Source organism: uncultured Microscilla sp. (assembly GCF_947493425.1).
Taxonomy (GTDB): domain Bacteria; phylum Bacteroidota; class Bacteroidia; order Cytophagales; family Microscillaceae; genus Microscilla.
Genome location: NZ_CANLRP010000216.1, coordinates 1 through 12,354 on the forward strand (window position 1 = coordinate 1; position 12,354 = coordinate 12,354).

The following is a 12,354-nucleotide window of genomic DNA, read 5'->3' on the forward strand; positions in this document are numbered from 1 at the left end:
TGAGCCATGCTCACCAATGAATTGAAAACCAACTTATTTTTGAAAATCCTCAGCTTTTTGTTGAGCAAATGTGTTGGTCTGGCTAAAGCCTTAAGACCAACCCGGAGAAACTCCCACCTCTCGCGAAGGTCTTACCGCAGGGTGACCTGAGCCATGCTCACCGATGAATTGAAAACCCTGAGCTTTTGTGAGCAAATGTGTTGGTCTGGCTAAAGCCTTAAAACCAACCCGGAGAAACTCCCACCTCTCGCGAAGGTCTTAAGTCTTTTATTATGAATGCTCTAAAGCATGTCCTGAAGTGCTTTCAAACTGGCCTCTTCTTCAAAATAATTGAGATGGTGACAAGCCACTTGAGTTATTTCTACCTGGGTGTTTTTACCTAGACTTTTCATAGAGGTAAAATCTACAATCATATCGTTTGCCTCACCTGCATTGACAAAAGTACCTACACTTTTATACATCTGTTCTTTAAACTTAGAGAAGTTGCTACCCTCGGTAGGCTCATAGTTGCGTACATCGCCCGCTAAAACCAAGTAGGGAATACCACTGTCATCGCTGCCGTTCAAATCTCGGATAAAAGAGGAACCCTCTTGCATTTCGGCAAGGGTAGTAGTGAGTTGTTTGCTTTGCTTCATTACGTTTTTAATCGTTTTGAGTAAACCTCCTGCCCAAGCCGCCAATGGTGACAGTATGTTGAGGGTGAGCCCCAGTGCAATAGTAGCAAATTTACGTGCAGTCTCTATATTGCCCAATACCGATCCTTGATTGGGAGGACCCACCAAAATCATTCGGTCTACCAACTCATGCCCTTTACGCTGTTCTACCATCCAACGAGCCACCAAACACCCCATTCCTTGTGCCAAAATGTGCAGCACTTTGCCATCCTCTTTTTTAAAGCCTACTCGGTCAAGCTGATCTTTCAACGACCACGAAATATCATCACGAATAGATGAATTCAGGTTTTCATAGTCAAAGCTCAGTACCAGGTCATACCCTTTATCAGTAATCATGTCTTTTACACCAACCGCCATTTCTTCGGTATCTCCAATGATGCCATGAATAAGGAGCAACACTTTGTTGGCCGACTTTACCTTTTCGGTAATATCATCATTATCTTTGTGCCGTTTAATTTGTGTTCGCCCATTCTTAGCGGTTGTATTTAGGTATTCTACCCAAGCAAGTTGGTAAAGCTTATCAGGGTGGCGTTTTAACGCAATTTTAAAAAAGGCAAGTTTGAGCGACTTCCCCAAACTACGATTATCTTCTTCTTGTTCTGGAAGGGCGTTGATGGTAATTAAAGTGTGCCCTTCTGCATCAGTATCAACTTCGCCTACCGTCAGCAATTGCGCTCCATCATAAGTCAACGGCAATAACAACTCGTCTTCGTTAATGCTTTCATTGAGTATAATTTTTAGAGGATTTTCGGCAAGTGCTTCGTTGCCTTGGATGTTATTAAACTCTAGTATATGATTGCCCCTTGGCGACTCGCCAAAGTCTACCATAGTGCCTATTTGTTTTTCTAGCATTACAGGCAATACATCCATATAACTGGCACTGCGACTGCCAGGGTTGGATGTGCTCAATTTCAGGTCAGCCGATAGGTAACTGTTTCCTTTAATGATTAGTTTGCCATTATCAACAAGTTGAACTTCGTCTGTTCCCAGTTTGGCGCGTTGGCGTATAGTATGTATGGTAATGGTTTTGGTAAACCAGTTACTTTCCTGGTCAAATTGAGTAAACGTTTGGTCAGCGTCTTTCAAGCTGTTGGTATTGCCTGAGAGTACATACCCTATATCAATCGGTGCTTGCTCCAGCACAGACCCATCTAACTGCTGGGTACTTACCAACAACTTAAAAGTCATTGTACTCTCATTAGCAAAGTATTCATCTAACGCTTCATGATATGCAATTTTATTTTCTTCTTCATTGTAGCTTTCCAGCCAGGTTTTTTGAGTTTCCAAAATAGTGGCGTGGTGAGTGTTGGCTTCAAAGTATTGACTGGTAAGTAGCGCCACCTCATAGTTTTCGTCAAGGTAAATAAGAGAAAAGTACAAGCCTTGGTCTGTATGATTGTTCACCTTAAGCTCAAACTCAGTGCCTTGCCATTCACCATCTACTTTTCTAAAATGGGTAATAACTTCCTCTCCTTCCAGAATATTTCCTTTAGCATCGCAGTAAACAAAATCTATTTGATCAGGGGTTAATTGAGTGGGGGCGTTGTTTAATCCTCTGACTTGTTCCCATTTACTAATGTTGTCCAGTATTTTTAGCAAATCTTCTACTTGGTTTGGGTCATAGTAAGATTTTATACCTTGAACTACCCGGTTATTTTCGTCTAACAAGTACATAGACTGTTGGTCTGCTACCAAATGGTATGTCCCTGCTTGGGGAGTAAGCAGCTTACCCGATTTATCTAGCACCGACACCTTCGTGAAATATTGAATGTGAGGGTGGGCTATTTGTATAGCATATTCTTCGTTTTCATCGCTTCTTATTAATTCGAAATGCGCAGATGGATGAGTTAACATTGCTTTTTGGAGCGCATCGTATCCGGTTTGGTTGCCATACACCAATACATTGATAGATACCATTGGAGGTTTAAGGAAATCAGTCATATATTCTTTGTTAAGGGTTGAAGTTTAATCTTTAATTTATTTTTCATAAGCTCTTATATTTAGCCCAACCCAAAGGTTTTGTCTTGCAGAATACTCCACACAACGTGCAAACAGTTTTTTGTTTGTCTTGTTGATGAGAATATGAGGAGTTTGTTTCTTTGATGTGGTTAAACTGTTGCTATGTAATTTAAAAATAATTTCTAAAAACAGGGAACACAAGCTTTAATAATTTGACAGATGTAAAGCAGTGTTTGGCCAATACCTAAAAAAAACGGGTTTTTTCTAACAAAAACACAGGCGATAAGTTTCCATTTTGTCATCAAGCAAACTATTTTCGCCAACACTACACATATACATTATGATTGTTGACCTTATGGATATAAAGACGTTACAAACTGATATTCACACTGCTTTGGCTGGCTTACAGTACGGCGAGCACCCCGTAGAACTCTACGAACCGATTCGTTATATTATGAGTTTAGGTGGCAAGCGTATGCGCCCTTTGTTGGTATTGTTGGGATACTCTTTGTTTGATACCAACCAACAAAAAGCAATGAACGCAGCTTTGTCGGTAGAGGTGTTTCATAATTTTACATTGGTGCACGACGACATCATGGATGAGGCCCCTTTACGCAGAGGCAAGCCTACCATCCACCAAAAGTGGAATACAAATACAGGCATACTATCAGGCGATGTAATGTTGGTGCAGGCGTATGAGCTATTGCTTGACATAGACAGTGCCCATTTAAAACGAGTCATAGGCAAGTTTAACCGATGTGCCGCCGAAGTGTGCGAAGGGCAACAGTTAGACATGAATTTTGAACACATTGATGCAGTACCTGAAGCTGATTATTTGAATATGATCAGGCTCAAAACAGCGGTATTGTTAGGCTATAGCCTGGAACTGGGTGGTATTGTGGCCAATGCCAACGAAGTAGCTACTGATTTGCTCAATGGGTTTGGGGTAAACATTGGGGTGGGGTTTCAATTAATGGACGACTTGTTGGATGTCTATGCCGATGCAGCTAAGTTTGGCAAACAGGTAGGGGGTGATATTATTGCCAATAAAAAAACTTTTTTGCTCATCAATGCCCTTAAACTCGCTGAAGGCAAAACCAAGCAAGCTCTTGAACACTGGCTAAGTTTGACTGAGTTTGACAAAGCTGAAAAGGTGCAGGCAGTGACTGAAATTTATAACCATTTAGGGATCAAAGCACTAACCGAGGCCAAAATGAATGAGTATTTCGATAGGGGCTTGCAACAGTTAGACGCTATTGAGGCAAACGAGGCTGCCAAAGCTGCTTTACGTACTTTTACTATACAATTGATGAACCGCGACAGGTAACAGGGTTTGCGAAGTTTGCGTACCATGATAAAAACCAATATAACTTATGAATGATTTTGTAAAGCCTGATGGTAACATCTACTTATCAGTAATTATAATTGCTATCACGGTAGGAATCAGCCTATACGCTGATAAAAACCGTTTGTTTAAATCTAAGTGGATTTTTAACCCTTATGTAATTGAATCACGCAAAGAATATTATCGTTTTTTATCTTCCGGTTTTATTCATGGCGGCAGCACCCACTTGCTGTTCAATATGCTTACCCTGTTCTTTTTTGCCCGCCAGGTAGAGCTTATTTATGGGGCGGTTTTTCCAGGGTATGGTAGCATTATGTTTGTAGTCATTTATTTGACTGGAATCATCATTGCGAGCATCCCTGCTTATGTCAAGCATCGAGGTAACCCGGCTTACAATGCCTTGGGTGCATCAGGAGGCGTATCTACCATTGTGTTTGTATCTATCTTATGCCTGCCTACCAGCAACATAGGTTTTCTTTTGCTGCCATTTGTGTCTTTTCCCGCGTTTTTTCTAGGCATTGCCTACCTGTTATACTCTTATTATATGGCAAAAAACTCAAACGATAACATTGGGCATGAAGCACACTTGTTTGGCGCCTTGTTTGGCATAGCCACTACTATAGCTTTTGTGCCAGGTGTAGTTCCGCGTTTTTTTGAGGCTATAGCCAATTGGAAGGGATTTTTTTAGGGGAAACTTATTGCCAATAGCCATTGTTTTTCCGTTAATAATTGTATATTTTAGGTTTTACACTAAAAAACCTTATGAAAATTGGTTAAAAATTGTAAACCCCAATATTTTTTAACGTATTAGTAAGGGAGTTTGCAATAAATAGTCTCCCAAGTTTTGGTGTATGGTTTTGATCAAAGACCAGGCGCATTTTAAGGGCATAGCAGCGCTACGGCCGCAAGGTGCAACGAAGTATTTGGACAAAAAAATCGCCAAAAATGGGTAGCTTATTTTTTGTATGCTCCCTAAACACGGTTGGACTCTAAAAATTACCTGGCTATATGACGATACTTGTATATTTTATTGTTTGTTTATTTTGTTTTTCTCTCATTACCTGGGTAATGGTACGTTCTATTATACGTCGCGATGGTTACCCACCCAACAATGACGATGATGGTGGAATGCCGGGTGGCAATGACTTCCCTATCATAGGTTTGCCTCCAGGTGGTAATATAGAAGATTTATTGGTAGACCGCTGGCACGACGATGTGGTATCGCCTTCAAGCAAACCCAGTTTTTAGCACCCATTATGTCTGTCAGGTGTACAAAACTTAAAACGCCCTATCAAGTTCATTAGAACCTGATAGGGCGTTTTTATATCTCTTTACTTTTTTTATCTGTTCCCTCAAAAAATACTTATTTACCTGGCTTAAGTACTGTTATTCAGCACACCTTACTTGTAGCGTTGTTGTTATTAATTAACCCAAGTTGCAGCATATAAACTGTAAAAGCTTAACTTCCGGTTATTTGTATATTTCAGGCATGGACAATGGACAACTTGAAGCTTGTCGCTTGTACCTTGCAACTTCAATTAATTAGCCAATTTTAAAGTGTCCTATCTTTACCATTTCCTGAGGTTGAGCAATATTTATAAAATAGTTACCCACTGGAGGTATTCCTTGAGTAAAATGATGTAGTTCATTGGCAAGAAAGACCTTGGGGTGCCATTGCTCTATTTTTTTCAAATCATCGATGGCCCATTTGAGCGGAAGGTTGGGAGTATTATAAGCTACTTTGTTCATTACCTCTGGATGTATCACCTCCAGCAAAATTTCGCAAGAACTAAAATGACGACATATATGTTGTAATAATGCCTTGATCTTATGCTCAGGGTAATACATAGCCAACCCCTCGATAATGAGAAGGGTAGAAGCTTGAGGAGGTAAGTGACGAAACAAACTTTTGCTAAATATATTACCTGAAATAAGTTTATACCTTTCATTGGTTCCGAAAAACGTTTGCCGTAGTTCTATCGTATCGGGTACATCTATGTCATACCAAGTGATGAGCCCATTGTCCAGGCGAAAAAAACGATTGTCTAGCCCAGCTCCCAGATTAATGATTGTACCTTGAGGATGAGCTTGAATAAATGTTTTGACAGCCTGGTCTATGGTGTCAGGATTGAGCGTAACCCCTAGTTGAGCCGCCAGTGTGTTGTCATAGTGAGGGGGAGTGGCAGGCAAACCATAGCCTTGTAAAGTAGGCTGCCATTTTTGTTGTAGTTGTTTATTGTTTTGGAGCATGTGTATTTTTTGTTATACGGAAATAAACGTTTATCAGAATAGTACAAATGTTACCTGATGATTTTTTGATAATAAGGAGTTTAACTTCTTTATTTGCAAAACTATCTTAAAACTCGTAAAAACTGTTTACGTTAAACGGATTACCAATTACGGTATCAGGATTTTTTACCCCCATAACCAATGATTTACCCCTATGAAACTGAGTTTGCAAATAGATAATGCCGATCAAAGCCGACATGAACTTGAGTTGCCAGTGATTCCATTAACTGACTCAAAGGTGTATCGTAATGAAGGTCACATGGATGTTGGCTTTGGCAAGGGGCATTTTCAACAGTTGAACTTGGGAGGCATCTATATTTTTTGGGGAGACTTTAACATTGCCCAAAACCTGAGAATTAAAGGAACTACCGATATGACATCGGTAGGAATGAGTTTTCACTTGAAAGGTGATCTGAAAGGCAAAATGGGAGGCTTGGGAGATGATATTTTGGTGCGTGCCAATGAACAAATGCTGTGTTATACTCCAGTGACCAGTAGTACTTATGATTTTTTGGGCAACCAAACCTACAGTACCTTCGACGTTAACTTTTCATTGGCTTATTTCGAACAATTGGTTATTCGTTATCCTGATTTGCTCACCGATTTTTATGAAAAGGTAATTAAACAAGAGCCTATCATGTTAGGCGGGGGGAATATGCCCATTACCCCAGAAATGCGCATGATTATTCATGAACTCATGCACCAACCCAAAGACCGTACCTTGCGCCGAATATTTGTAGAGGCAAAAGTACTCGAACTGTTGGCTTTACAGGTAGAACTTTCACAAAATAGAAATACCTCCACCATTAAAACCAAAACTATTATTAACTCCAGTCAGGATTTGCGTAAAATACACGAAGCCAAAGATATTTTATTGGCAAGAGCCGACAATCCACCCACTATTTACGAACTGGCAAAAATGGTAGGCACCAATGACTTTAAGCTAAAGAAAGGCTTCAAAGAAGTTTTTAATAATACAGTGTTTGGTTTTTTGCTTGATTTTAAGATGGAGAAAGCCCGTAAACTATTGCGTTATACCAACAAAACCACCGCCGAAATAGCCCACCTTTTAGGCTACAGCCACCCTGGACACTTTACCAATGCTTTTAAGAAAAAATTTGGCGTAACCCCCAGTGCTTTACGGAGGGCTTGATGAATTAGCGGTTTGGTGAAATTCACTACAGGCATACATTCTACTTCTACCTTTATTTTTGCTACTGCTTGCCCTTGTATATATATATCTTCCCCGTCTGCCAGTCATTTTTTAAGTTTTCACTGAAAAAATATCCATGATAATGACTAATAAGTGTATATAAAAATAAGAGTGTATACACTCCTATCACTTTATCTGAATAATTTTGAATGGTTATGACTAAACTAAGAGTAGTATTAATGAGTGTCCTGTTGTTGGCAGGAACGGGCATTGGGTATGCCCAGTCGTCAAATTTATCACATAAAAAGGCACTTGAAATCCAGCAAAGAACTTTATTGGTGCCAATAGCTGCGAAAAAATCAAAAAATGATGAGGTTTTTGAACAGTTGGTGAAAAAATACTGGAAGTTTAATGAACAGGTAGAATTTGTGTCCCATAAAAAAGCGGCTGCAATGCTGAAAAAAAATAAGGGAAAATATGCTCTCCTGGGATACAGTTTATTTGTAGATAGAACCACCACCAGAAGACGAAATCCTGCTTATAATGGAATGAATAGCAAATACAATAAAGACTCTTACGTATCTAATACCATTCAAACATTGGTGGTATGGTTGACTGACAAAAAAGGATCAATTAAAGTCAACTTGTCAAGAAAATATTCATTAGAGCGTAACACCATTTATGGTTTACAACACCTGCAGTACTTGTTAAATTATTTGGTGGCTGACTCTAAGCATAAAAGCCTGATGACCTTTTACAAACGCCAGATCAAAAAAAATGCACCTGAACTTAAGCAAAAAACATTGTTGATAGATGAAAAGTTGCTGGCTAAGAAACTAAAAAGAGCTAAGATTAAAGATTACTACCCATACCCTCATAAAATAGTAAAAACGGGAGCAGTAGAACAAGCACTGAAAGAACAAAATGCAGACTACGCGTTTATCCATATTGCCAGCATCGACTATGGGCAAGGAGCTATGAACATTCACTTTGTTTCAAATGCTGCTACAGGTAAAATTTATTTGTATTTAGCCGCCAAAGTGGGAATGCCATCTATTGCTGGCATCAAGCTTCATAACAATCGCAATATTGGTAAAAAACAACTTAAAAAATACGCTAAACGTTTGAAATAACAACAAACACAAAAGCCTGGTTTGTGTAAAAAGCAAACCAGGCTTTTGTATGATTGATTGTTAAAAATGTTTCCATCCTTGCGCACTGATAGGGATAACCTGCTCTCCTTTGGTTTTAAGTACCACCCCTTTTTCTTTGGGCAGTATATAACCAATTTCTATAATTTCAGCACTTTGTTTTACCTTGTCATAATCACTTTGTTTTACAGTAAACAACAGCTCATAATCTTCGCCTCCATTGAGTATCGACGTAGTAGGGTCAATATTGAGCTCTACTGAAGTGTCATAAGTTACTTTGGCTATAGGCAAGTATTCTTCGTATAAAATAGCCCCCACACCTGACTGAGTACACAAATGCATCAATTCAGAAGCCAAGCCGTCCGAAATATCAATCATAGAAGTAGGCTTGAGCCCCACGTCTTTCATATCATAAACTAAGTCTGTACGTGCTTCAGGCTTTAGTTGGCGGCGTACAATGTAATCTTTGCCATCGAGCTCTGGTTGCATGTCAGGGTTCACCATAAACACCTGTTTTTCGCGTTCGAGCACTTGCAATCCCATATATGCACCACCCAAGTCACCACTTACACAAATGAGTTCGTTTTCTTGGGCTCCTTTACGGTATACTACTTCGTCTTTGGCTACCTCGCCAATGGCTGTGATCGAAATCACCAAACCGGCACGGGTAGAAGTAGTATCGCCTCCTACCAAATCTATATTATAGTTGCTACAAGCCTGCTTGATGCCTGCATACAATTCATCGATCGCCTCCAAAGGAAAACGATTGCTTAGCCCCAGGCTCACTGTAAATTGTTTAGGTCTGCCGTTCATGGCAGCTATGTCAGATACGTTTACGGCCACTGCCTTGTAACCCAGGTGTTTAAGAGGCACATAGCTCAAGTCAAAATGAATGCCTTCTACCAGCATATCAGTAGCTACCAAAGTATACATATCAGCCCCCGTATCAATCACAGCGGCATCGTCTCCTATGCCCAATACACTCTCTTTGTGTTGGGGGGCAAATTGTTGTTGGATACGGTGAATCAACCCAAACTCACCCAAATCCTTCAATTCTGTTCTTTGTTGCTCAGTTTTCTTTTGCATGTTGCAAAGTTAGTAATTTTTTTAGAGCTTAATTTTTTTTACTTGCCTCCTCCTTTATAAGCTTTTGGGGTGTCTTAGGTATAAAATGCCTCTAGGCGGGCAAGAGCATTGGTCAAACATGTTTTTGTGTAAAGGCAAAGATAATCTGGTGAAAGTAATAGATGATATACAGCATTGCAGCAAAACGTGATTAAATAAAATTTTATATGGATAAACAAGGTAGGTGCAATAAAATAGCATAGCATCGTTTGTCAAATACAATAATATTTATTTTCTTAGTTAATAAACTAACCTGATAGTTTGTAAACTAAAATTTTAGTTTTATATTTACACCTATTCTATCATTTTTTGCGCAAAAAACAATGAAAACAAAAAACCAAAACTCAATGAAAGAGCTTACAAAAGCTGAAGAACAAGTGATGCAGGTTTTGTGGAAACTTAAAAAAGCTTTTGTAAAGGATATTATTGACCACTTGCCCTTAAAAGACGGGAAACCATTGGCCTATAATACCGTTTCTACAATTATTCGTATTCTTGAGAAAAAAAAGTTTGTAGGTTATAAGGCTTATGGTAAAACCCACGAATACTACCCATTGGTTGACAAGAGTAACTACAGCAATTTTTACCTTAATAGCTTCATAGGAAGGTACTTTGGAGGATCTTTTGAAAAAATGGTGTCTTTCTTTGTAAAACAAAATAATGTAGACCTCAATAACTTTGAAGAGTTGATGAAGTATGCTGAAGAGCACGAAGTAAGTAGTAGCCAAGGAGAAAAAAGTAAGTAATCAGGTCATTTCATCAGGTTTTTCAATATAAAAATACAGCGCGTTCATCAAGCACAGCCTATCAAAGATTATATCTGTTTGGGCTGTATCATTACAAGACGTGAGCACATTAATTCTACACTAACTTCGTAATCAATGTTCAATTATTTAGCAGAATCGTCGGTTTGTCTTATTCTTTTTTATGCAGTGTATTATTTCTTTTTGAGAAATGACACTTTCTTTCAACGCAACCGATTTTACTTGCTGTTTTCATCAATGATAGCTCTGTTAATTCCTTTGATGGAGTTTAATTTTTCTCAGCAAGCTTCCCCAAACGTAGCCGTTACACTTAAAACTATTTCAGTAAGTGCCACCGCTGTTGAGCATACCATACAGTCTAAGGTTACCTGGAGCACAAGTGCACTTGTAATGAGTGTATACTTGTTAGTTTGCTTATTAGTAGCTACTCGCTTTGGTTTGAGGATGTATCGTCTTGTTCAGATTATTCGCAAGAGTAAAATACAAGTGCGTACAGACCATAAGTGGATCAATACGCAGGGAAAATTGCCTACTTTCTCGTTTATGCGTTATTTATTTTGGGATAACACCAAGGAGCTAACCCCAGCTGAGAGAAAAAAAATTATTAATCATGAATTAACCCATATCAGAGATTTACATAGTTGGGATGTGATGTATATGGAGTTGGTAAAAATTATCTTTTGGTTTAACCCCATAGTGTATTTTTATGAAAGGTCACTGAAATATCACCACGAGTTTATAGCCGATGCAGCTGTACTCAAAGAGACCTCTACCAAAGATTATGGTAAGTTGCTTGTGCAGTCTTTGTTCAAACAAATGAACTTGCATTTGGCGCATAACTTTAACCAAATAGAGATCAAACGCAGACTGGTAATGATGGAAAAGTTGCGTACACCTGGTTATAAGTTTCTGAAAGTGTTTTTGCTATTGCCACTGTTGGCATTGGTATTATTTGCATTCTCGAATGGATCACCAGGGGCAAGGTTTACCGCACCAGTAAATGAAAATTATCGTTTTGCTTCAGTGGAGGGTGGTTTAGACTTGTTTTATCAAAAAATGAGCAAAGAAATCAAGTATCCAATAGACGCAAAGCGCAAAGGTATAGAAGGTAGGGTATTTGTTCAATTTAAAATTATGGCAAATGGCAAACTGAGCCAATTCAAAATACTCAAAGGCCTGAGTAAAGCCTGTGACAAAGAGGCAATAAGAGCCATTAAAGCAGTGCCAGCTAACTGGTTGCCGGCAAAAATGGATGGACAACAAATTGGACAGAAAATAACTATTCCAGTGATGTTTTCGCTGGAACAAGACAAATAATTGCAGGGACTCACCTTAAGTATTTTTTAAAGTGAAAGCCCAAGCTGATTTAAAATATACAATAAGCAATCACTCAAATCCTCAAAAAATTATGGAGTTTAAGAAAAACCCTCGGGTAGACATTCATCAAAAACGCACCTTGTTTTTTAATATAGGTTTGGTCATTGCTTTATTTGTTGTAAACTCAGCATTTGAGTGGACTACCTATGATAAAGCTTCTCGTATAGACCTTGAAGTGAATAAGACAGAAATAAATAATTTTGATGCTACCCAGGTGATTATCAGAGAAGTTAAACCCCCTGCTCCTGTAATAAAATTAGTAGCACCTGCCGTCAAGCAAAAGACATTGGCAGAAGAAATGGAAGAAATAGAAATTGCAGTAGATTTGACGGTAGATTTAAATCTACCTTAATTAAACAGCACAACAATAGCATGCAAGCGGCACAAGCCGCTTTTTTTATGGGGAAATGTCTAGTACCTTAAATACTAAATACCTAACCCATTATTTCGGCGATTTTTGCCCACTGACTTTACTTAAAAAAACTTGCGTAGCTCCGGTTCCGATATGCATCGCATG

General features: G+C 38.9%; 11 protein-coding genes. 8 read left to right on the top strand and 3 right to left on the bottom strand.

The features are described 5' to 3' along the window. Positions 1-281: 281 nt before the first annotated feature. Entirely contained in the window at positions 282-2,615 is a 2,334-nt protein-coding gene (locus tag Q0954_RS29925) for a hypothetical protein (protein ID WP_299464252.1), read from the bottom strand. A gap of 373 nt (positions 2,616-2,988) precedes the next feature. On the opposite strand from Q0954_RS29925, the gene Q0954_RS29930 reads away from it, so the two are divergent. The 3 genes from Q0954_RS29930 (at position 2,989) to Q0954_RS29940 (ending at position 5,226) form a co-directional block, all read left to right on the top strand. Further along, a complete protein-coding gene (locus tag Q0954_RS29930; RefSeq protein ID WP_299464278.1) occupies positions 2,989-3,960 on the top strand; it encodes a polyprenyl synthetase family protein in 972 nt (323 codons plus the stop codon). Positions 3,961-4,006: 46 nt separating this feature from the next. Further along, a complete protein-coding gene (locus Q0954_RS29935) occupies positions 4,007-4,666 on the top strand; it encodes a rhomboid family intramembrane serine protease (protein WP_299464255.1) in 660 nt (219 codons plus the stop codon). Between the two features lie 320 nt (positions 4,667-4,986). After that, on the top strand, positions 4,987-5,226 hold the full coding sequence (locus Q0954_RS29940; RefSeq protein ID WP_045112995.1) for a hypothetical protein: 240 nt from the start codon (positions 4,987-4,989) through the stop codon (positions 5,224-5,226). Between the two features lie 294 nt (positions 5,227-5,520). On the opposite strand, the gene Q0954_RS29945 is transcribed toward Q0954_RS29940, so the two are convergent. Next, entirely contained in the window at positions 5,521-6,228 is a 708-nt protein-coding gene (locus Q0954_RS29945) for a class I SAM-dependent methyltransferase (RefSeq protein ID WP_299464260.1), read from the bottom strand. 193 nt (positions 6,229-6,421) lie between these two features. Between Q0954_RS29945 and Q0954_RS29950 the strand changes: the two genes are divergently transcribed. Both Q0954_RS29950 and Q0954_RS29955 read left to right on the top strand, forming a co-directional pair. Next, positions 6,422-7,420, top strand: coding sequence for a helix-turn-helix transcriptional regulator (locus Q0954_RS29950; protein WP_299464263.1), 999 nt, complete (start codon positions 6,422-6,424; stop codon positions 7,418-7,420). Between the two features lie 215 nt (positions 7,421-7,635). Next, on the top strand, positions 7,636-8,553 hold the full coding sequence (locus Q0954_RS29955; RefSeq protein WP_299464266.1) for a hypothetical protein: 918 nt from the start codon (positions 7,636-7,638) through the stop codon (positions 8,551-8,553). A 60-nt stretch (positions 8,554-8,613) separates the two neighbouring features. On the opposite strand, the gene thiL is transcribed toward Q0954_RS29955, so the two are convergent. Continuing rightward, entirely contained in the window at positions 8,614-9,657 is a 1,044-nt protein-coding gene (gene thiL / locus Q0954_RS29960) for a thiamine-phosphate kinase (RefSeq protein ID WP_299464269.1), read from the bottom strand. Between the two features lie 386 nt (positions 9,658-10,043). Here thiL and Q0954_RS29965 point away from each other — a divergent pair, with 386 nt between their 5' ends. From Q0954_RS29965 to Q0954_RS29975, 3 genes are all read left to right on the top strand, one after another. Next, positions 10,044-10,442 (top strand): BlaI/MecI/CopY family transcriptional regulator, encoded by a 399-nt coding sequence (locus Q0954_RS29965; protein WP_299464281.1) that lies wholly within the window; start codon positions 10,044-10,046, stop codon positions 10,440-10,442. A gap of 135 nt (positions 10,443-10,577) precedes the next feature. Next, complete coding sequence (locus Q0954_RS29970) at positions 10,578-11,777, top strand: M56 family metallopeptidase (protein WP_299464272.1); 1,200 nt, start codon at positions 10,578-10,580, stop codon at positions 11,775-11,777. Between the two features lie 91 nt (positions 11,778-11,868). After that, on the top strand, positions 11,869-12,189 hold the full coding sequence (locus Q0954_RS29975; RefSeq protein WP_299464275.1) for a hypothetical protein: 321 nt from the start codon (positions 11,869-11,871) through the stop codon (positions 12,187-12,189). Positions 12,190-12,354: the final 165 nt, after the last annotated feature.